Source organism: Sorangium sp. So ce117 (genome assembly GCF_051524395.1).
In the GTDB taxonomy this organism is placed as follows: Bacteria; Myxococcota_A; Polyangia; order Polyangiales; family Polyangiaceae; genus Sorangium; species Sorangium cellulosum_B.
This window is the reverse complement of sequence record NZ_CP150309.1, coordinates 8494272-8513992: the sequence shown is the minus strand read 5'-3', so window position 1 is coordinate 8513992 and position 19721 is coordinate 8494272. Positions and strand designations below refer to the sequence as shown.

Annotated in this window: 18 protein-coding genes; 12 read left to right on the top strand and 6 right to left on the bottom strand. The window is 71.2% G+C overall.

What is annotated here, in order from left to right; all coding sequences use genetic code 11:
- Nucleotides 1-12: 12 nt before the first annotated feature.
- The 6 genes from WMF46_RS31755 to WMF46_RS31730 all read left to right on the top strand — a co-directional run bounded on the left by WMF46_RS31755 (nucleotide 13) and on the right by WMF46_RS31730 (nucleotide 5325).
- Entirely contained in the window at nucleotides 13-261 is a 249-nt protein-coding gene (locus WMF46_RS31755) for a hypothetical protein (RefSeq protein WP_012238571.1), read from the top strand.
- Between the two features lie 9 nt (nucleotides 262-270).
- Nucleotides 271-882, top strand: coding sequence for a hypothetical protein (locus WMF46_RS31750; RefSeq protein WP_437980628.1), 612 nt, complete (start codon nucleotides 271-273; stop codon nucleotides 880-882).
- 189 nt (nucleotides 883-1071) lie between these two features.
- On the top strand, nucleotides 1072-2520 hold the full coding sequence (locus tag WMF46_RS31745; RefSeq protein ID WP_437980627.1) for an AgmX/PglI C-terminal domain-containing protein: 1449 nt from the start codon (nucleotides 1072-1074) through the stop codon (nucleotides 2518-2520).
- A 212-nt stretch (nucleotides 2521-2732) separates the two neighbouring features.
- A complete protein-coding gene (locus tag WMF46_RS31740; protein WP_012238568.1) occupies nucleotides 2733-3308 on the top strand; it encodes a hypothetical protein in 576 nt (191 codons plus the stop codon).
- A 95-nt stretch (nucleotides 3309-3403) separates the two neighbouring features.
- Nucleotides 3404-4732 carry a hypothetical protein gene (locus WMF46_RS31735; protein ID WP_437980626.1) on the top strand — a complete coding sequence of 443 codons (1329 nt, stop codon included), beginning with the start codon at nucleotides 3404-3406 and terminating at the stop codon, nucleotides 4730-4732.
- Complete coding sequence (locus tag WMF46_RS31730; protein WP_437980625.1) at nucleotides 4732-5325, top strand: polysaccharide biosynthesis/export family protein; 594 nt, start codon at nucleotides 4732-4734, stop codon at nucleotides 5323-5325. The genes WMF46_RS31735 and WMF46_RS31730 overlap by 1 nt, the downstream gene beginning before the upstream one ends.
- A gap of 50 nt (nucleotides 5326-5375) precedes the next feature.
- On the opposite strand, the gene WMF46_RS31725 is transcribed toward WMF46_RS31730, so the two are convergent.
- Complete coding sequence (locus tag WMF46_RS31725; protein WP_437980624.1) at nucleotides 5376-6275, bottom strand: PPC domain-containing DNA-binding protein; 900 nt, start codon at nucleotides 6273-6275, stop codon at nucleotides 5376-5378.
- Nucleotides 6272-8293: an OmpA family protein gene (locus tag WMF46_RS31720; protein ID WP_437980623.1), complete on the bottom strand. Its 2022-nt coding sequence runs from the start codon at nucleotides 8291-8293 to the stop codon at nucleotides 6272-6274. Before WMF46_RS31720 ends, WMF46_RS31725 begins: the two co-directional genes overlap by 4 nt.
- A 186-nt stretch (nucleotides 8294-8479) precedes the next feature.
- On the opposite strand from WMF46_RS31720, the gene WMF46_RS31715 reads away from it, so the two are divergent.
- From WMF46_RS31715 to WMF46_RS31705, 3 genes are all read left to right on the top strand, one after another.
- On the top strand, nucleotides 8480-9139 hold the full coding sequence (locus WMF46_RS31715; protein ID WP_437980622.1) for a Maf family protein: 660 nt from the start codon (nucleotides 8480-8482) through the stop codon (nucleotides 9137-9139).
- Complete coding sequence (locus tag WMF46_RS31710; RefSeq protein ID WP_437980621.1) at nucleotides 9136-10677, top strand: hypothetical protein; 1542 nt, start codon at nucleotides 9136-9138, stop codon at nucleotides 10675-10677. The genes WMF46_RS31715 and WMF46_RS31710 overlap by 4 nt, the downstream gene beginning before the upstream one ends.
- 84 nt (nucleotides 10678-10761) lie before the next feature.
- The gene (locus WMF46_RS31705; RefSeq protein ID WP_437542982.1) at nucleotides 10762-11025 is read left to right on the top strand and encodes a hypothetical protein; all 264 of its coding nucleotides are present in this window, start codon (nucleotides 10762-10764) and stop codon (nucleotides 11023-11025) included.
- Here WMF46_RS31705 and WMF46_RS31700 read toward each other — a convergent pair.
- Together WMF46_RS31700 and WMF46_RS31695 are read right to left on the bottom strand one after the other, a co-directional pair.
- On the bottom strand, nucleotides 11006-12064 hold the full coding sequence (locus tag WMF46_RS31700) for an RluA family pseudouridine synthase (protein WP_437980620.1): 1059 nt from the start codon (nucleotides 12062-12064) through the stop codon (nucleotides 11006-11008). The genes WMF46_RS31705 and WMF46_RS31700 overlap by 20 nt on opposite strands.
- Before the next feature lie 65 nt (nucleotides 12065-12129).
- Nucleotides 12130-12690, bottom strand: coding sequence for an SMI1/KNR4 family protein (locus WMF46_RS31695; protein WP_437542978.1), 561 nt, complete (start codon nucleotides 12688-12690; stop codon nucleotides 12130-12132).
- Nucleotides 12691-13494: 804 nt separating this feature from the next.
- Here WMF46_RS31695 and WMF46_RS31690 point away from each other — a divergent pair.
- Both WMF46_RS31690 and sixA read left to right on the top strand, forming a co-directional pair.
- Entirely contained in the window at nucleotides 13495-15375 is a 1881-nt protein-coding gene (locus WMF46_RS31690; RefSeq protein WP_437980619.1) for a MopE-related protein, read from the top strand.
- Nucleotides 15376-15455: 80 nt separating this feature from the next.
- Entirely contained in the window at nucleotides 15456-15983 is a 528-nt protein-coding gene (gene sixA, locus WMF46_RS31685) for a phosphohistidine phosphatase SixA (RefSeq protein ID WP_437980618.1), read from the top strand.
- A gap of 24 nt (nucleotides 15984-16007) precedes the next feature.
- Here sixA and WMF46_RS31680 read toward each other — a convergent pair whose 3' ends face one another.
- A complete protein-coding gene (locus WMF46_RS31680; RefSeq protein ID WP_437980617.1) occupies nucleotides 16008-17042 on the bottom strand; it encodes an AAA family ATPase in 1035 nt (344 codons plus the stop codon).
- 130 nt (nucleotides 17043-17172) lie between these two features.
- Between WMF46_RS31680 and WMF46_RS31675 the strand changes: the two genes are divergently transcribed.
- The gene (locus tag WMF46_RS31675; RefSeq protein WP_437980616.1) at nucleotides 17173-18726 is read left to right on the top strand and encodes a flavohemoglobin expression-modulating QEGLA motif protein; all 1554 of its coding nucleotides are present in this window, start codon (nucleotides 17173-17175) and stop codon (nucleotides 18724-18726) included.
- A gap of 60 nt (nucleotides 18727-18786) precedes the next feature.
- Here the strand turns inward: WMF46_RS31675 and WMF46_RS31670 are convergent, their stop codons facing one another.
- On the bottom strand, nucleotides 18787-19581 hold the full coding sequence (locus tag WMF46_RS31670) for an RNA polymerase sigma factor (protein ID WP_437980615.1): 795 nt from the start codon (nucleotides 19579-19581) through the stop codon (nucleotides 18787-18789).
- Nucleotides 19582-19721 lie beyond the last annotated feature (140 nt).

Below are 19721 nucleotides of genomic sequence, written 5' to 3'. Positions count from 1 at the left end.
GAGACCATGAGCATGTACAAGGCACTTGCGCTGGGTTCGGTCCTGCTCGCGATCCTCGGCCACGGCGCGCCGGCGAGCGCGCAGGAGAAGGGCAAGCAGCGCGGGGTCATCACGCTCGCGGAGGTGACGATCACGGGCCGCATCCAGAAGCCCATCGCGGCCGTCGACGTCAGCCGGATCCAGCCGAAGCTCACGCTCGCCGAGCTGCGTCAGCCGTTCCTCGACCGCATCGAGCAGGCGATCTTCAAGGAGCCGTTCTAGGCGGCCGGTGTGTCCGCCGTCGCCGTGCTCTTGAGCGCGCTGTCGATCGCGTCGAGCGCCGCCTGCGCCGCGATCTCGTGGAAGCACCCCGCGCAGGTCGCGCGCGCGACCGGCGGCGACCTGATGTCACTCGCGCGCTCGCTCCGCGCGCTGCCCGGCGAGGCGCGGCTGGCGGAGCTCGCGAGGCGATCGCCGCCGGAGAGCTGGGAGCGCCGCCTCGCGCTCGAGGTCATGGCCGCCGCCGACCCGCGCGCGAAGATCGCGGCGGCGAACGAGCTCCTCGCCGAGATCGAGCAGCGGCTCGACGCCGGCGCGGGGTGGCCGCGCGCGGCGGCGCGCCTGTCGGCGCTCGCCGCGCTGCTCCTGGCCACGCTCTCGTACCTCGCGCAGGCCGGGCCCTCGGTCATCGCGCTCGTCCTGGGCGCGGGGGGCGCCGGCGCGATCGCATCCGCGGCGGCTGGGCGGGCCGGCCGCGCCGCTGCCGCGCGAGGGCGCGAGGCGATCGACGCGCTCGTGCGGGTCGCCCTGGAACCGCTCGATGGCGCCGATACCCTCCATGGCGTCGAGGGCCCCGGGCGCCCTTCCGGATCACCTCGACGCGCTCGCCGGGCGCCCCGGTGACGCCGCGCGCTCTCCTGGACCGCCCCGAGCTGTCCGTGTACCCTCGCAAATTATGGTGCCCTCCGCTGCGCGGCGCGTCGCTCGCGGATCCGGGCCCGGGGCCTGCCGGGCCCCGGGGCGCGGCTCCGTGAGCCGCGCGCGATCGCGATCGGCGCCCGCTTCGTTCCCCCTCGCCCGGAGTCCTTTGGAATGACCCAGCAGCCCCCGCACCCCACCCCGTCGCGCCCCGGGCAGCCCGGGCAGATGACCGCGGTCATGCGGGCGGTCGCACCGGTGACCGGCCCGAAGGTGCTCAGGATCGGCCTGGTTCAGGGGGGAAAGGTGATCGAGGAGCGCGTCATCAAGCAGCGCACCCACGTCACCATCGGCCCCAGCGAAAAGAGCATGTTCGTCATCCCGAGCAAGAGCATCCCGCCGAATTTTCGGGTGTTCGAGCTCGTGGGGGGCGAGTACTTCCTCAATTTCCTGGACGGGATGACCGGTCGGGTCGCCTTCAAGGGCGGCGTCTCCGAGCTCTCCGGGCTCAAGTCGTCGGCCAAGCGCGTGGCGGTCGGCAATGTCCAGGCCTACCAGGTCCAGCTCAGCGAGGATGCGCGCGGCAAGCTCGTCGTGGGGGAGACGACGTTCCTCTTCCAGTTCGTCGCGCCGCCGCCGGTGCAGCCCAAGCCGCAGCTGCCCGTCTCGGTGCGGTCGGGGATCGCGAACGACATCGACTGGACGACCACGATCATCGCCGCGTTCTCGTTCCTGTTCCACTTCGGCGCCGTGGGGTCGATCTACTCCGACTGGATGGACCCGGTGGTCGACGACGAGCTCGACGTCGCGCAGCTGCTCGAGTCCGTGAAGCAGCTGCCCCCGCCGCCGGTGGAGCTGCCGCCGAAGGAGGACGCCGAGACGCCGGCCGCGACAGCGGCGCCTGCTGCCGAAGCGCCGAAGGCTGCTGGCGGTGGGAACAAGGGCGCGGCGGCTGCCAGCCCGGGGAAGGGTTCTGGCGGGATGAACGACGCCCGCGCGTCGGCGCTCACCAACGAGCTCGCGCAGCTCGACATGCAGATGCTGGGCGCGCTCAACTCGAGCGGGAACGCGACCGCCAGCGTCCTGAGCTCGGGCGACGTGCCCACCGGCTTGCTCGAAAACGCTGCCGCCTCGGGGGCCGGCGTCGGCAAGGGCGGCGTGGCGGGATTGAACATGGGCGGCGCCGGGGGTGGCACCGTGCGACCTGGCGCGGCCGGCGGCGGCGGCCTCGCCACGATTGGCAACACCGGGACCAGCGGCCCTGCGACGGCCGGCTCGGCACAGACGGTCAAGGGGCCGGTGGGCAACGCCCAGGTCGGCGGCGCCGCGGTCTCCGGCGGGAGCGTCTCGAACGCGCCCTCCGTCGTGGCCGGGATGACCGCCGGCTTCCGTCGTTGCTACAACAAAGGTCTTCAAGAGGACCCGAGCATGAAGGGGTCGGTCCGGATCACCGCGAAGATCGGCCCCAACGGCGAGGTGCTCTCGGCGACCCCCTCCGGCGGCGGCGGGCTGTCCGGCACGGTGGTCTCGTGCGTCGTCGCGCGCGTCCAGAGCGCGCAGTTCGCGCCGCCCGAGGGCGGCGGCGCGACGGTTGTGATTCCTGTCACTTTCGTGAGCCAATAGCCCCCGATGCTTTCCGGGTCCGTGAACAAGACGCAATTCCCTCTCCTCGCTTGCACGTGAATGGCGTGCTGGCGTCGCGCATCGAACGGGCAGAGCGCCGTACGGGGGCTCCCGACGGACGCGCGCTGCTGGCTGCTCGGCATGTTCATTGCGTTTTGACAATTACGTCTGCCCGCACCTATACTGCGCGGGTCTGACTTCCGGAGGCTTCGATGAAGCGTGAACAGATCCCTGGCTTCGCCGCTGTGGCGCTGATCTCGGTCGTGGTCGGCCACGGGATCGCCGCTGCGCAGGCGCAGACGGCGCCTCCGCCGGACGCCTCCGCCGGCCTCGCGCGGCAGGTGACGCTCTCGCCCGCAGAGCAGCTCGCGCAGAGCGAGACCTACCTCGCCCGGATGGACGGAGCCCGCACGTCGGTTCGTCGCCAGCTGGAGACGGCCCGGTCGCAACGCGACGTCGTGAAGACGCTCTGTCTTGACGACAAGCTGAATCAGATCGATGTCGCCATCCGCTCCGCCCGCGAGCGGCGGCAGGGCCTGGAGCTCGCCGTGAATCGGCGTGACGTCGATCTCTCCAACCATGAGTTCACGATCCTGACGGTGCTGCGGCAGCGGACCGAGCAGCTGACGGCCGAGGCCAACCAGTGCATCGGACAGGAAGCGGGCTTTATCGGCGATAGCGCCGTGACGGCGACGATCGATCCGAACCTCCCCAAGGACGATCCTTCCGAGTATCCCGTCAGCCAGATCATCATCGAGCCGCCTGCGTGCAGTAGCTGTTTTCGGTAGGCGACCGCCTCTCTCGGATTGCCACTGCCCAATAGGCGATGAAACTTCGTGAAACCATAGCCGCTGCCGCAGTCACACTCACTCTGTCCCCGGCGTTGGTCCTGGCGCAGGATCAGCCGTGGCTCAAGGATCGGCGCTACACCGAGGGCATCGGGATACGCACCGGCGATCTCGAGCTGCATCCTGGAGTCGCTGCGGAGTTCGGCTATGACTCCAACTTCTTCCGCAGAGACGAAAACGACTATGCAGGCCTCGATGATCTCGGGCCTGTTGGTTCGTTGCGGCTCCGTATCACGCCGTCGTTTTCGCTCTCGACGCTGAGCCAGCAGCGCTACGAGGTGACGCCCGACGCGCCGCCGCCAGACGTCGAGTTTCGCGCCGGCATCGCCGCGACCTATGAAGAGTTCTTCCCTGTGTCCGGCAGCGAGGTAGGGAAGGACCGGCTGAGTGAGCAGCGGAACATCGGCGGCCTGCTCGACGCCAAGCTGACGATCCTGCCCCGGCGCCCCTGGTCCGGGATCCTCGATGCGTCGCTCGGCCGGACCATCGCCTCTTCGGATCTCGGGATTTCCAACCAGAGCTTTCGGCGCGTCCACGCCGACGCGGGGGCAGAGCTCGTGTGGACGCCGGGCGGGGGGCTGCTCGACTGGCGGCTAGGCTATCGCTTCCTGGGCACGTTCTTCGAGGTCGACGAGTTCGACAGCCTGACGAACCTGCACCAGACGATCCGGACGCGGGGTCGCTGGCGCTTCTTGCCCCGCACCGCGCTCATCTACGACGCGTCGCTCGGGTTCGTGAATTACCCGAACCCCGCCGCCCAGCTCTCCTCTCATCCGCTGCGCGCCCAGCTCGGCATCAACGGCCTCGTGACATCGTCGTTTGGCCTCCTCGCGATGGCCGGCTGGGGCGCGAGCTTCTACACGTCAGACACCCAGGACGAGGTGCACGACTTCGACAGCGTCATCGGTCAGCTCGAGCTGAAGTGGTACCTGACGCCGAACCCGTCGGCCGATCCCGAGGCGGCGACGCTCGCGCTGTCGTCGCTGTCGGCCGGCTTCACGCGCGATTTTCACGACAGCTATCTCTCGACCTACTACGAGCGCGATCGCGGTTACCTCAAGCTCACCTACTTCTTCGGCGGACGCTTTCTGCTGATCGCCGACGGCGGAGTGGCTGCCCACGTGTATCCCGCGATTCCGGGGAACGGGGCCGCCTCCACATCTGCGGATCCCTGGACAGACGTCCGCGTCGACGCGTCCCTGTTCGGCGAGTACCGGATAGGGGACTCGCTGGGCATCAACTCGACGCTGCGTTACGGCAACAACATCAGCAGCACATCGCTGACGCCTGCCGGCGAGACGACGCCGAACTACCTCGGATGGCAGCAGTTCGAAGCGTACCTGGGCGTGCGCTGGTTCATGTGATGCGGCGTGCTGGTCGGTGGACCGCCGCCGTGCTCACGCTGGCGCTCGCTGCGTGCTCATCGCGAACGCCCCAGCCAGCGAACCTGCCCGCGCCGGTGGAGGCGACGACCATCGGGGTCGGCGACGTGTTCGAGCTCCGCATCGTCGGAGAAGACAAGCTGCCCTCGACGTTCACCGTCGCGCCGGATGGCACCGTCGACGTCCCCTATGTGAAGCGGCTCAAGGTGTCGGGCCTCGAGCCCCAGGAGGTCGCGGAGCTCGTGCGCGCGAAGCTCATGGAGGGGCAGGTCCTCACCGATCCCAGCGTGAGCGTGAGCATCAAAGAGTACAACTCGAAGCGGGTCGAGGTGCTCGGCGAGGTGCAGAAACCCGGATCCCTGCCACTCCAGCCCGGCATGACGCTGCTCCGCGCCATCTCGATGGCGGGGGGGTTCAACAGCATCGCGGACAAGGATCGGGTCACGATCCGCAGGAAGTCTCAGGGCAAGACCGTGTTTGCCACGGTCTCGGTCGAGGACATCATCGACAACAAGATCCCCGATGTGCCGCTCCAGGCAGGGGACTCGATCCACATCGCCCAGCGCGTCTTCTGAGCGCCGAGGCGCCCGCCTGCCACCTCTCGACCGAGGTGGCGCGGGCGCTCTCAGTTCTTCCGCGCGAGGCGGAACTGCTTCCTGCCTGTCGCCGCGTCGACGGTGGGAGGCTCGATGCGGAGCATCGTCAGCGAGACCTCGCGCACGCGGCCGTCGCGCTCCTGGCGGAGGCGGATCCGCTCGCCGTCCGAGCTGATCACGGTGCAGTCGCCGAAGTGAAAGTGGGTCACGCTGTCGCCCACTTCCGGATAGTGCTCGTCCTCCTGGCGAGGACGGGTCGGGCGCTGCGGCAGCGGCGCGGCGGCGAGCTCCACGGAGCCCGGTGAGGCCGCGCGCGGCGGTTCCACGGCGGGCGCCGGAGGCGTCGCGCGCGGCGGCTCCGCGGCGGGGGCCGGAGGCGTCGCGCGCGGCGGTTCCGCGGCGTGCGGAGGCGCCGCGCGCGGCAGCTCCGCGGCGTGCACCGGCGGCGCCAGGCGGGGCGGTTCGCCCGCGAGCGCGGGGAGGGCGGACGACTGGGTTGCGAGCTGCATCGCGCCCGTTCGATCGTCGAACACCCGCACCAGGGGCAGATCGTCGAACGCCGTGACGCGGAGCTCGAGCCCGTAGACGCGCGCCCACACGAGCTCGCCGGCGGCGAGCTGGAGACCGACGCCGGACTCGCGGGCGAGCGTGGCCGACAGCCGAAGCGAGGTCTCTCCCTGCTGGAGCGCGATGTTCCCCGAGAGCGCCACCACGTCGCATGGGCCGTCGAGGACGCGCGTCTTCGCGTAGGTGCGGGAAGCTTGATCGAACAGCGCCACTTCGGCCTTCTCCAGCGAGCCTACCCCTTCGATCCAGCCGGCGCGCGCCTCTACCTCATCGAGGGCACGCACCAGCGCAGCGGGGAGCTCCTCGCCCCGGTCGAGGCGGATGATCAAATGGCGGGCACGGCGTGCCTCGAGGACATTCATCGCTGTTTCTTCTCTCCGGTCGTCGAGGGGACTGCGCCCGAAGCACCCGGGGCTCCTTCGGAGCGCCGAGCGCGGGTCGCCGTCACCTCGATCTGGGGCGCGCCAGGCGCGCGCTTGGCTGATGGGTCGCCAGCGGCGGCCGTGATCCGGTCCGCCGGCAAGCCCGCGGTTGCAAGGAGCTCCTTGACGGCGCTCGCGCGCGCGCCCGCGAGCTCGATGGCGCGCGCGGACTGATCGCCCTGACGATCGGCGTAGGCCTCCACGATGACGATGTCGAGGGGCATGCGCCCGCGCGCGAGCTGAGCGATCATGGCGAGCTGCGCCGCGAGGGCTGGCGGCACGCGGGCGCTCGCCGCCGGGAAGCGGGCCAGGCCGTCGAGGACGACCTGATCGCCGGACCACCGCGGCAAGGACCTGCCGGCCGGCTCAGGGCAGCCGTCGGCGTCGTTCGTGCCGTCGATCGTCTCGGCTGTCATGGGGCATGCGTCGGCCGCATCGGCCACGCCGTCCTCGTCGTTGTCGCGCTCGGGGCAGCCGTCGTCGTCCTGGAAGCCGTCGCGATCCTCGGCGTCGCCCGGGCACTTGTCGCTGGCGTCCGGGACATGGTCGATGTCGTTGTCCGGATCCGGGCAGCCGTCGTCGTCCTTGAAGCCGTCGACGTCCTCCGCGCCCATGGGGCACGTGTCGCGCGCATCCAGGATCCCGTCGCCGTCGTTGTCGGGATCGGGGCATCCGTCGCTGTCCTGGAAGCCGTCGCGGTCCTCGGCGGCGTTCCGGCAGGCGTCGGCGTCGTCCGGGACGCCGTCGCTGTCGTCGTCTGCATCCGGGCAGCCGTCGCCGTCCTGGAAGCCGTCGATCGTCTCGGGCTCGTCCCGGCACCTGTCGCGACCGTCGGGGATCCGATCGCCGTCGTTGTCGGGATCGGGGCATCCGTCGCCGTCCCGAAAGCCGTCGCGATCCTCCGCGACGAGCGGGCACTCGTCGTCGCGATCGAGGACGCCGTCGGCGTCTGCATCGCGCCCCGTCGGCGCGTAGCGGAGCCCCACGTTGAACCGGAAGCGCGGCGCGGTGAGCGCGCCGCCGGAGGCGAACGGGATGGCGCCGCCGCCGCCCGCGGACAGCGAGACGTCGCCTGCGAGCAGCGGGGCGCTCGTGGCCGAGAGGATCCACTCCGCCGGCACCAGCGCCGGGGCTCCGGCGGGCTGCTCGGCGAGCGTGTAGAGGGCGAACGCCTCCGCGGACGCCGTGAGCCAGCGGTCCGGGAGCACGTCGACCGAGGCGCCGAGGGCGCCGAGGAGCTGTGGGCCGACCTCGGCGTCGATCAGCGTGCTCGAGCCACGGAGCCGGGCCCCGACCTCGGTCGCGAGCAGGAGCCTGCCGAGCCGGTACGCTGCGGTGACGCTCGGCGCGAGCGTCACGGTCCCGGCGCTGGCGAACACCGACCCGTCGCCGGTCGGCACGCCCAGATCGAGGCGCGCTGCCAGCGAGAAGCCATCGAGCGGACCTCGCTGGGCCGGCGGCAAGATCGCGAGCGCGGCGCCCAGGCGAGCGTCGCGCATCACGCTGCGCTGGAGCTCCGTGTCGGTGCCGAGGACGTCGGAGAAGCCTGCCCCGTCCTGGTACAGGGTGACGGGAGCGGCGACCGTGACCTCGAGGCGATCGGTGAGCCCGAACGACGCCAGGAAGGTCGCGTCGACCATGTTGTCCAGCGCATGGATGACCGTCCCCTCGGGGTCGGGCGAGGCGGTGCGCAGGCCCACTGGCCGCGACAGGTAGCTCGCCACGAGGCCGAACGAGGCCTTCGCGCTCGGAGCCGTCCCTGTGCTCCCCACGGCGAAGAAAGGGCCGCCGCCTGCGTGAGGCCAGAGGTTGTCGGCGTCGATACAGCCCGACAGCCCGCTGGCCGGCGCGCACTCGTCCGCGCGCACCGGCGCCGGAAGGAGGGCCGCCATGAAGACCCCGGACGCCACCAGCAGCGGGAGGCTCGATCGTGCAGGCTCCCTCCGGTTGGCGCGCATCGCGCCCGACCCTCTACTACTGCCGGGGGGAGAGTCAAAAGAGCAATCGACGCGTCGCGATCCGCTGGCGTCCGAGGCTCGGGTTTGCGTCGGTTTGCGTCGGATTGCGTCGTGCTCCGCGGTCGCGCTGGCGCCGTGCTAGGACCACGCCCGGCCGGGGCCGGCGCCGCCGGCGTCCGCACGACCATGATCGACGACTCACACCCGCTCCTGCTCGGCTCCGGCTCGCCGCGCCGGCGAGAGATCCTGACCACGCTCGGCCTGCCTCTCCGCGTCGCGGCAGCCGAGGTCGACGAGGCGGGGCGCGCCGGCGAGGACGCCGCTGCCTACCTGGAGCGCGTCACGCTGGCGAAGCTCGCGGCCGCGCGGCGCCTGCGCCAGGCGGCCGGGGCGGGCGCGATCCTCGTCGCCGACACGTCGGTCATCCTCGGCGATTCCATCCTCGGCAAGCCGCGGGACGAGGTCGACGCGCGCGCCATGCTCCGCGCCCTCTCGGGCCGCGAGCACCAGGTCTGGACGAGGTTCGCGGTCGCCGGCGGCGATCGGGCCGACGTCGCGACGGCATCCGCCCCGGGCCTCGCCGAGGCGCTCCACGCCGAGACGGTCGTGACGCGGGTGCGCTTCCGCGAGCTCGACGACGGCGAGGTGGCGTCGTACGCGGCGACCGGCGAGGGGCTCGACAAGGCAGGCGCCTACGCGATTCAGGGCATCGGCGCCTTCGCCGTCGCGCGCATCGACGGCTCCTATTCGAACGTCGTCGGTCTGCCCGCGTGCGAGGTCGTCGCTGCGCTGCGGGCCACCGGCTTGCTTGCGCGCTTCCCGCTGTCGCTCGCGCGCTCGTCATGAGCGACGGCGCCTCGGTCGTCGCGCGTCGGCGCGACGCGGGCGCGATCTTCGCGCTCGCCCTCGCCGCGCGGCTCGCCATGGTCGCCTGGGCGGCCGGGCGCTTCCCGCCCACCGCCGACGGGGCGTACTACCAGCGCATCGCCGAGCGGATCGCGGCGGGGCTCGGCTACACGTGGCTATGGCCGGACGGCGTCGTCACGTACGCCGCGCACTACCCGGTGGGCTATCCGGGCGCGGTCGGCGCGCTGTACGCGCTGCTCGGCGCGCACCCCGCCGTCGCGATGCTGCTGAACGCCGTGCTCGGCGCGCTCGCGGCGCTCGCCGTCCATCGCCTGGCGGCCCGCGCCGCGCCGCACTCGCGCGCCGTGCCGGCGCTCTCCGGCGGGCTCGTCGCCCTCCACCCCGGGCTCGTGGCGTACACCCCGGCGCTCATGACCGAGGGCGTCACCGGTTCGCTCGTCGCCTGCGCGGCGTGGGCGTCCGCGAGGGCGCGCGAACGCCGCCCCGCGCTGGCCCCGTTCGCCGTCATCGGGCTGCTCATCGGCGCCGCCACCCTCGTCCGCCCGCAGGCGCTCCTGCTCGCGCCCCTGTTCGCCGGCCTCGCCCTCTCGGGCTCTCCGCCTGCGGGCGGTCCCCGGCTCCTCCCCCCGTTCGCCGCGCGCGCGGCGCCCGTCCTGCTGACCGTCATCGCGGCGCTCCTCGTGTGCGCGCCCTGGACCGCGCGCAACTGCCTGCGGATGAACCAGTGCGCCCTGGTGAGCGTGAACGGCGGATGGAATCTCCTCATCGGAGCGGATCCCGCGTCCACCGGCGCGTGGGCGCCGGTCCAGGTCCCCGAGGCGTGCCGCGAGGTCTTCGACGAAGCCGGCAAGGACGCCTGCTTCGGCCGCGAGGCGCGTCGGTACATCGCGGAGCACCCGGGCGAATGGCTCGGGCTCGTGCCCAGGAAGCTCGCGGCGACGTTCGACTACTGCGGCGCGGCCGGGTGGTACCTCCACGCCTCGAACCCGTCGGCGTTCAGCGAGGCCGGCAAGGTCGCGCTCGGCGCCGTCGAGACCGTCTTCGAGCGCGTCGTCCTCCTCGCCGCGCTCGTGTGGGCGGCGCGCAGGCCCGCGCAGGCGCCCGGCGCAGCTCGCCGTCCCTCGCTCGCGCACCGCGCGCTCGACATCGCTCGGCTCGCGCTGTTCGCGCTGGGGGTCGTCGCCGCGCTGCACATCCATGCATGGGTTGGCTACCTCGCGCTCCTCGGCCTCGCGCTGCTCAAGGGCCGCGCGCTCCTCCGGGCGCCGGTGCTCGTAGGCGCCGCGCTCGCCGTCCTCGCTGCGACCGCGGCGACGCACGCCGTGTTCTTCGGTGCCGGGCGTTACGCGCTGGTCGCGTTCCCGCTCCTCTCGGGGCTAGCCGCCCTCGCCGCGGCGCGCCAGGAAGCGGATCGGCCTGCCGCCGGCGCGCCCCGCGCGACCGCCCACATGCCCGCCGCGCCCCTCGCGCCGCCGCCCGGATGCGAGGTCGGGTCGTCGGACGACGAGCTACTTTGACAGCGCCGCCTGGGCTGCTGCATCCTAGGCCCCCGTCGGCTCGGGAGCGCGTGCCCCCGACTGGCGAACCTGGAGGAGAGACGGATGCCCTTGATTGAAACGGAAGAGGCGGCGCGCCGCCTCGCGCGCGCCATCGCGAGCGATCTCTCGCTCTACAACGAGGAGAAGATCGTGCAGGGCATCCAGCAGGATGACCTCTTCACGGTCTTGTCCGAAGAGATCGAGGAAGGGCGCGCCCTCTACAAGAGCCGCGTCGCGCCGGACCTCTACCAGAAGAACTTCTACGACCGCGCCCTCGTCGACATCCTCATCAAGTCCAAGGGCCACATCAAATCGAAGATCTGGTAGCGAGCGCCCGCAGCTGGTCGAGCGCCTTGCGCATGTCCGCTGGCAGCGCGCTCTCCCAGCGGACGGGCTTTTGCGTGGCGGGGTGGATGAACCCGAGCACGCGCGCGTGGAGGGCTTGCCGGCCCAGCTCCTCCGCGATCGCCCGTACCGCCGGCTTCTTCGGCGGCTTGCCGTAGAGGGGGTCTCCGAGGACGGGTGTGCTGCCGCGCTCGGCGAGGTGCACCCGGATCTGGTGGGTGCGGCCCGTCTCCAGCGAGCACGCGACGACGGTCGCCGCGTCGCCGAGCCTCTCGATCACGCGGACGTGCGTCACGGCGCGGCGTGGCATGGCGACGCGTGAACCGGGCGCGCCGGCTCCGGAGCTGGGGGCGCCGGCGCCGCCGCGGATCCACGACGTGAACCGGAGCCTGTCGGTCGGGTGCCGGCCGTGGAGCGTGTCGTAGGTGGCGTCTCGCGCCTCGCCGGCGACGATCGCGGCGTACTCGCGCTCGATCGCGTGCCTGGCGAACCGATCTTTCAGCGCCTCGCGGGTGGGCTCGTCCTTCGCCACGACGAGCAGGCCGCTCGTCCCTCGGTCGAGCCTGTGCACGATCCCCGGGCGGACATGGCCCATGGGATCGCGCGGATCGGCAGGCGCCAGGGCGAACCCGGGCAGGGCGAGCAGCCCGTTGACCAGCGTGCCGGACTCGTGGCCGCGGGCCGGATGCACGACGAGCCCGGCAGGTTTGTCGATGACGAGCAGGTGCTCATCCTCGTACACCACCGGGATGGCCACGTCGGGATCGGCCGCGGTGGGCGAGGGCGACGGCTCTTCGGGGTGGACCTCGACCAGCGCGCTTGCGCGCACCGCCACCGACGCGCGCGCGGGCTCCCCATCGACGAGGACCCGGCCGGCGGCGATCCACCGCTGCACCGCCGCGCGAGAGGCCGCATGGCCGGCGCGGTCGAGCAGGTGGACGACGAGCTTGTCGAGCCGGTCACGAGGGTCGCCGTCGTCCACCCGGAACCGGAAGTGGAGCGCTCCTGCACCGGCAGCCATCGCGTTCGTCACCGACGTCGTCCACGGCCGAGCGGCGCCGGGGTGAGGGCGTCGCGGCCGTGCGATCAATACTCCGTGTCGCCCTCGTCGTCCTCTTCGGCGGACCCGAGCTCGGGGTTGAGCGCCACGTGCGACTCGAGGTCCTCGAGCCGCTGCGACTCGCGCAGCTTGATGAGGCCGCACTGCTCGGCAAGGTACAGGTCGAACGCGGTGTAGCGCGGGAAGACCCGGACGTTCGTGTCCTCGTTGTCGAGGCCGAGGATGACGAGCTCGCCGTCTCGCCTGGCCTCCCCGAGGTAGAGCGCGTTCCACGGCTGACCGGGGAGGTTGGGCAGCCTCACGACCTTGGCCCGGAGCCGCGATTCGGTCCAGCCGAGGTCGGTCTTCGCCTCGGCCAGCTTGCGAACCGAGGTGAGCTTCGGTCGAGGCGCCGACGGATCCTGGCCGAAGCGATGCCGCCCCTTGAACCGCGGGCCCAGGCTATCGAGCCTGAAATCGAACTCGAGGAACGCCCGCATCGTGGGCGGCAGCTCGACCATCAGCCTCGACTCGAGCGCATCGAGCGCCGCCTGACTCGCTCCCTCGGCGGTATGGCTGGAAGGGCGCTTCTTCAGTTGCGCGATCACGCGATGCACAAGCTCAACGCCACGTTCGATCGGTGCCATGTATCCACGGGCCGCGGTTGCGCGGTGTTCTTCAGGACCCAAAGGGCCTCACTGGGGCGCGTCTCTGGGCCCCGGCTGTTGCAGGCTCGTCGCGCGCTCGGTCGGCTCTCTACATCGGCCGACCGGGTGCGCATCCCTCTATGGTGCCTACCGGTCCGGTCCGCTCGGTGTCAACCCGCGATCGCACCGCGGTCGATCATTCCTCCTCCCCCTGAAGTGCTCGCCTGGTTTCCCGTTTCCCGTCACCCTCGTCTCGAGGAGCGGGGTCCGCCTCTCCCGCGTGCGCTGAAGGCGCGCCGCGCTCGCCAGATCAGGACGGCGGCTGCGATGAGCACCACCGCGGCGCCGATCCCCAGGATGACCCATTGTGGCGCAGGGTAACGCCCGCGCTGAAGGCCAGGAGGCGGCCGCTCGTACTCGATCTGGAGCTGCGCGCCCACCGGCCCTCGTTACACGCGGATGCTCCGACCCGCAACTGATCCCGTGGCGCGAGCTGGCCGGCTCGGCGTGCAGGCCAGCTCGTGAGCAGCCCTCGCAGCTGCTCGGGCCGGCCGCGCAGAGCGAGGCAGCGCGCTCCAGACCAACGCCTTGCCGACCGGCCAGCGCCAACGGACCAAAACTTGCTTTCCTGGAAACTCGGGGTTGTAAAGTGGACCGAAGCGCGGGCACCGTGCGGCCGGTGCGAGAGGGTGAGAGATGAAGCCGGGCTCTTCAGCGTGGGTCGAGGGGGCGCTTCCGCGGCCTTCCCGGATTCGACGGTACCTCATGGCGCTCGGCGCATGGGCGGCGCTCGGTGTCCTGGCGGGAGCGTGCGGCCGGACGAGCCTCCCCGACCTCTCGAACGCCAGCGCTGGAGGGGGAGGCTTTGGTGGCGCGGCGAGCGGCAGCATGTCGACCTCATCGAACGGAGGCGAGGGCGTCGGAGGCTTCGACGCGTGCGGCGGCCCCACGGACTGTGACGACGGCGACGACTGCACGAGCGACGACTGCGCAGACGGGCGCTGCGACCATCGCCCCCGCGACGACGATCGGGACGGCGTCGGCCCGACGTTCTGCGGCGGGAGCGACTGCAACGACCTCAACCCGTCCGTCTTCCCGGGCGCGCCGGAGATCTGCACGGACGCCGCGGACAACGACTGCAACGGCGTCAGCGACTGCTTCGATCCCGCCTGCGCTGCGGGGGAGATCTGCGGCTGTACCCCGAGCCCTGCCGGCGAGCGCTGTCAGAACGGCGCCGACGACGACTGCGACACGATCGTCGACTGCTTCGACGCGGACTGCTCGGGGACGCCGGCCTGCGGCTGCTCCACCTCGGAGGCCGGGAAGTGCGGCAACGGCGCCGATGACGACTGCGATCTCGCCTTCGACTGCGACGACGCCGACTGCGGCTCCGAGCCGCTCTGCGCCTGCAGCGCCCAGCGCGAGCGCTGCGACAACCGCGAGGATGACGACTGCGATCTCCTTGTCGACTGCGGCGATCCCGACTGCCGCGGCCTCTTCCCTTGCGCGTGCGAGCCGCCCGGCTCGCCGGAGCGGTGCGAGGACGGCGCCGACAACGACTGCGACGGGCGCGTCGACTGCGCGGATCCGCAGTGCGTCTCCGCGCCGGCCTGCCGGCGCTGCGTGCCGGAGATCTGCGACGACGGCGTCGACAACAACTGCGATGAGCGCGTCGACTGCGCGGACAGCGCCTGCGCCTTCGCGCCGAACTGCGAGCCGACGCCCGAGCGGTGCAACAACGACGTCGACGACGACGGCGACGCCCTGGTCGACTGCCAGGATCCGGACTGCGCGAGCAGCCCCGTGTGCGTGCTCGAGCAGGCCAACTGCCTGTCGCCGAAGCGCATCCCCGGGACTGGCACGTACACGGGGGACACCACCGGGCACGTGAGCGAGACCCGGGGTGAGTGCGGCGGCGACGCCGGCGAGGCGGTCTTCTTCTTCGTGCTCACCGCGCCGTCGCGCGTGCACGTCGACTCGCGCGGGTCGGCCTTCGACACGGCGCTCTACGTCCGCACGGGCGTCTGCAGCTCCGGCCGGGAGATCGGCTGCGACGACGACAGCGGCGGGTCGCGGGCCTCCCTGCTCGATTTCGGCATCCTGTACCCCGGCACCTATTTCGTCTTCCTCGACGGCTTCACGATCGATCCCGCGAGCGGACCGAACGAGGGCCCCTTCGTGCTCAACGTCGAGATCGTCCCGAACCCGCGCGAGATCTGTGACGACGACATCGACAACGACGGCGATCACTACGTCGACTGCGCTGATCCCGGCTGCGCCACCTTCGGCTCATGCCGGAGCTGCGCGAACGGCGCCGCGCCTGGCCCCGAGTTCGGGACCGGCGCGTGCACCGACGGGATCGACAACGACTGCGACGGCGCGCTGGACTGCGCGGACGAGGACTGCAGCGCGAGCGACGTCTACGTGACGGAGTGCTGCAACGGCCTTGATGAAAACGGGAACGGGTTCCCTGACGATTTCAACTGCCGATGCGCCTCCGATGCCGATTGTGACGAGGGGCAGATCTGCTACACGCACACTTCATTCACGTGCGGTTTCCCGTGCGAGAACTTCCGCGGGAGCATCTGTCCCTTCGTGGCGCCGGGCTCGCACTGCAACGATGCGACCCATCAGTGCGAGTTCTGAGGGGCGTCGAGGTGGCGCCGCCGCCCCTTTCGCGCGGACGGCGCTCCCCGGCTGGCGCTCGTCCAAGCTAAGGTCAGGTCATGGAGATCCTGATCATCCGCCATGGCCATGCCGTGGATGACGCGCCGGACCTCGGCGACGCAGGTCGCTGGTTGACGGGCAAGGGGCGCAAGCTGACCCGGCGCGTCGCCAAATGGCTCGCGAAGCAGAAGGACCGCTGTCCTGGGATGATCTGGACGAGCCCCCTCGTGCGCGCGGTGCAGACCGCGGAGATCATCGCCGAGGCCGCCGGGCTGACCGACGAGGTGTCGGTGGTGGCCGAGCTCTCTCCCTCGCGCGACACGGCCGAGATCCTTCGCCGGCTCTCGCAGCACCAGGGGGCTCAGCCGCTGGCGCTGGTGGGGCACGAGCCTTCGTTGTCGGCGCTTGTGACGTCGCTGCTCGGCGACGGCGGCTGGGCCGGCCTGAGCCTGAAGAAGAGCGGCGTCGTCGCGGTGAGCTGGGACGGGCGCGGGCCGGGGACGCTGCGCTTCGCGCTCGATCTGAAGGCCATGAAGGCGGTCACGCCGGTGAAGGAAGCGCAGCAACAGGCGCCTCGCGCCCGGTGATGGGCGTCCGCGCCGCGGCGCCGCTCAGCGCACCGATCTCTCCACGGCGCTCAGCACGTCGACGTCGCGGACGCCGTCCGCCTCGGCGCGGTACGACAGCACGAGCCGGTGCCGCAGCGCCGGGATCAGCAGCGCCCTCACGTCGTCCACGTCTGCGGCTGCTTCGCCGCGGAGCGCAGCGCGCGCCTTGGCGGCGATCACCAGCGCCTGGCTCCCGCGCGGCCCCGCGCCGTATCGCACGTAGTCCCGGACCTCCTGCGCTGCGCGCTCCGCCCCCGGCCGCGTCGCCCTGGCGAGGCGCACCGCGAGATCCACGGCCTCGTCGGTCACCGGGATCCTCGGGACGAGGCGCCCGATCGCCAGCACCTCTCTCGCCTTGAGCACCGCCGCGATCGCCGGCGGCTTCCCCGAGGTCGTCCGTCGCGCCACCTCGCGCTCCTCGGCCTCGCTCGGGTAGGTGACGTGAATCTCCAGCAAGAAGCGATCGAGCTGCGCCTCTGGCAGCGGGTAGGTTCCTTCCTGCTCGATCGGGTTTCGCGTCGCGAACACCTGGAACGGGTCGGGGAGGGCGTGCGTGGTGGTCCCGACGGTCACCTTGCGCTCCTGCATCGCCTCGAGCAGGGCGGCCTGCGTCTTCGGGGGCGTCCGGTTCACCTCGTCCGCGAGGACGAGGTTGTGGAAGATGGGGCCGGGCTGGAAGCGCAGGCTCCGCGACCCGTGCTGCTCGTGCAGCACGTCGGTCCCCGTGATGTCGGCGGGCAGCAGGTCAGGCGTGAACTGGACGCGCCCAAAGCTGAGGTCGAGCGCCCTCGCGAGCGACGACACGAGCAGGGTCTTGGCGAGCCCCGGGACGCCGACGAGCAGCGCATGCCCACGCGCGGCGAGCGTGATCAGCATCGCCTCGACGACATCGTCCTGCCCTACAACCGCCGCCGCGATCGCCGAGCGGAGCCGCCTGGCCCCCTCCGCTGTGCGCTCGAGGAGCGCGGCATCCGAGAGGGCGGTCGATTCCTCCTCGGCGGTCGTCTCGGCGTCATTCCTGTGCTCGGGATCGCTCATACGGGCAGGGCTCGTACCCCGAGGCCGCGATGCCGACAAGGACCCGGCGAAGCCGGCTCTCCCCGCGGCGCTTGTCCTGGCCCGTGGAGGTTTGCTCGGACAGGTGAGCCGGTGTTAGCAATCGATCGCAATGGCGCAGAGCTCTGAGGCCCGGGAGAGGAGAGGGGCGCACGCGGCGGACGTGGAGGCGCAGCGCGAGCTCGAGGTGAGCCAGCCGGCGGACGAGCCGAGCAGCGGCAGCGCTGGCGCGGCGGAGGACGGCGCGGGAGCGGCCGCGACCGGCGGCCAGGGCGGCCAGGGCGGCCCTGGGCAAGGCGGCGCGGAGAGCGGTGAAGCGCCGTCGGCGCCGCTCGAGTCCCTGAGCTTGCACGACGGACCGATCCCGCACGCGCCGCTCCCGCCGGTCGCGGGGCCGTGGCGTTCCTACAAGGAGATCCTCGCGACGCTGGCCCAGCGCGTGCTCGATGCGCAGCGGCCGATCCGCATCCTCCAGGCGCTCCGCTGGGAGGCGGACGTCGAAGAGCAATTTGTCCGCTCGAAGCAGCGCGAGCTGCCGCAGGTCGCCTACTCGGACGATCTGGGGTTCGACCCGGAGGCCAAGCAGCGCGAGCTCGAGGAGATCCTGCGCGACGCCGAGCGGGAGCTCGGCAAGCGCGATCGGCTCGGGCAGATCCTCCGCGCGACGGCGGACGAGTACCGGAAGGTCGTGAGCATGCTCATCGGGCGGGGAACGAAGGCGTTCTACGCGCTGTCCCGCGAGCTCTACGGATCCCCGAAGGACAAGCTGCCAGACGGAAAGACGAGCGTGCGGGACATGGGGTTCGTGCTCTACGACCTCCTGACGGCGATCGGCGGTGAGCGTCTCGGCCCGTCGCAGCCGCGGGAGATCACGGCGGAGATGGCGGCGCTCGATCTGAACGCCCGCTTCGACCGCTTCTTCGGCGGCGCGTCGATCCGCGTGCAGGTGGACGACTCGCTCCTCGCGGACGCCGCCGCCGGCAGCGACTACGTGAAGATCCGGAGCGGCGCGATGTTCTCCAAGAGCGATGTCGACATCCTCGAGGCGCACGAGGGGTGGGTGCACGTGGCGACCAGCTTGAACGGGCAAGCTCAGCCGGTGGCGCGCTGGCTCGCGAAGGGGCCTCCGCGCACCACGGCGGTGCAGGAAGGGCTCGCCGTTCTGGTGGAGATCCTCACCTTCAGGAGCACTCCGCGTCGCGCGAAGAAGCTGAACGACCGCATCCTCGCGGTGGACAAGGCGGAGGACGGGGCGTCGTTCCTCGACGTGTTCGAGTGGTACCGCACCGAAGGTTACGAAGAAGACGAGTGCTTCCAGAATGCCAGGCGCGTCTTCCGCGGCGGCGTGCTTGCGGGAGGGGCGCCGTTCACGAAGGACGCCTGCTACTGTAAGGGGATCGTCCTCAACTACGCCTTCATGCGCGCGGCCATTCAGCACGATCGGGCGATGCTGATTCCATTCTTGTTCGTGGGGAAGGTCGCGCACGAGGACGTCCCTGTCCTCCACGCGCACGTGACGGACGGGATCATCCGCCCGCCTCCGTATCTCCCGCCGATCTTCGACGACATGAACGGGCTGGCGATCTGGATATGCTATTCCTCCTTCTTCTCCCGCCTGGGAGGGACGGCGCTCGCCGAGCACTACGGCAGGATGCTGGAGCGCTGAGAGCGGCCGACCCCGGGCCCTCGGTTCCGTTGGCCTCCTTTCGGTGCGTGCGGCGGTCGCCTACGGAGCTGGCGCGGCGCAAGCCTTGGCGCTCGGGCCCGCAGCGTGCGCCTCGGCGATCGCGCGCGTGACGGCGAGCCAGATCCTGCGCCGGGTAGCGTCCGGCACCTCGGGGATGAGCCTGGCGGTGCTCATGAGCGACTCTTCGTCCGCCCCGCGGGAGCGCTCGGCGACCTGGAGGCTCAGCGGATCGTGGAGTGCGCGTCGGTCCTCGGCGTTCATGCGCTTCACCGCCACCCGGAAGTCTTCGCGGGCCAGCCGGAGGCGGTTGCGCACCGTGTTCTCCTTCACGTCCAGGTCGCGCGCGATGTCGGCGGTCGTCACATCGAGCAGATCGTGCATGATCAAGACCACGCGTCGCTCGGCGTCGATCCCGCCGAGCAGCCTGCCGACGAGCTGGCCGCTTTGCTCGCGTGCGAGCAGCTGTTCCGAGGTCAAGCCGGGGTCGGCGGGCTCGAACGGCCAGCTGGCCCCGGCGCCGACCGCGATCTCTCTGCGGCGGTGGGCGCGCTCGCGATAGTGGCCGACCTGTCGCCAGGCGATGCCGAACAGCCAGCGCCTGAGGGGCTCGCCGAGCGGGCTCGCCGTTTGTGGCGCCCCGCGTTCCTGGCTTGAGGCGTGGCCGCAGGGGGGATGTCTGGTGCGCGCCTCATCTGAGCAGCGCCTCGGATCGAAGCGATCTAGCGCGTGATACGCAGCGATCATGACGTCTTGGAGGACGTCGTCGACGTCGCGCTCTGCCACCCCGAGCCAGCGGAGCGCTTGTCGGAGGAATGACAGCCCGACGGTGTACACGGTCTCGAAGCTGGGCCGCTCCAGAAGGGGCCCATGCTCAACAAGCTGTTGCATGCCTGAACTTACGTGCAGCAGCCCCCTCTGATTTGAAAATCGTCCAACCCTCCGAGGTTACCAGCAATAAGTAATTTTTATTACAT

Coding starts and splice junctions, on each gene's coding strand:
- WMF46_RS31690 (WP_437980619.1), top strand. CDS start 13,495: ATGGCGCTCGGCGCATGGGCGGCGCTCGGTGTCCTGGCGGGAGCGTGC.
- WMF46_RS31710 (WP_437980621.1), top strand. CDS start 9,136: ATGAGCGACGGCGCCTCGGTCGTCGCGCGTCGGCGCGACGCGGGCGCG.
- WMF46_RS31740 (WP_012238568.1), top strand. CDS start 2,733: ATGAAGCGTGAACAGATCCCTGGCTTCGCCGCTGTGGCGCTGATCTCG.
- WMF46_RS31720 (WP_437980623.1), bottom strand. CDS start 8,293: ATGCGCGCCAACCGGAGGGAGCCTGCACGATCGAGCCTCCCGCTGCTG.
- WMF46_RS31725 (WP_437980624.1), bottom strand. CDS start 6,275: ATGAATGTCCTCGAGGCACGCCGTGCCCGCCATTTGATCATCCGCCTC.
- WMF46_RS31705 (WP_437542982.1), top strand. CDS start 10,762: ATGCCCTTGATTGAAACGGAAGAGGCGGCGCGCCGCCTCGCGCGCGCC.
- WMF46_RS31715 (WP_437980622.1), top strand. CDS start 8,480: ATGATCGACGACTCACACCCGCTCCTGCTCGGCTCCGGCTCGCCGCGC.
- WMF46_RS31755 (WP_012238571.1), top strand. CDS start 13: ATGTACAAGGCACTTGCGCTGGGTTCGGTCCTGCTCGCGATCCTCGGC.
- WMF46_RS31745 (WP_437980627.1), top strand. CDS start 1,072: ATGACCCAGCAGCCCCCGCACCCCACCCCGTCGCGCCCCGGGCAGCCC.
- WMF46_RS31700 (WP_437980620.1), bottom strand. CDS start 12,064: ATGGCTGCCGGTGCAGGAGCGCTCCACTTCCGGTTCCGGGTGGACGAC.
- WMF46_RS31680 (WP_437980617.1), bottom strand. CDS start 17,042: ATGAGCGATCCCGAGCACAGGAATGACGCCGAGACGACCGCCGAGGAG.
- WMF46_RS31730 (WP_437980625.1), top strand. CDS start 4,732: ATGCGGCGTGCTGGTCGGTGGACCGCCGCCGTGCTCACGCTGGCGCTC.
- sixA (WP_437980618.1), top strand. CDS start 15,456: ATGGAGATCCTGATCATCCGCCATGGCCATGCCGTGGATGACGCGCCG.
- WMF46_RS31675 (WP_437980616.1), top strand. CDS start 17,173: ATGGCGCAGAGCTCTGAGGCCCGGGAGAGGAGAGGGGCGCACGCGGCG.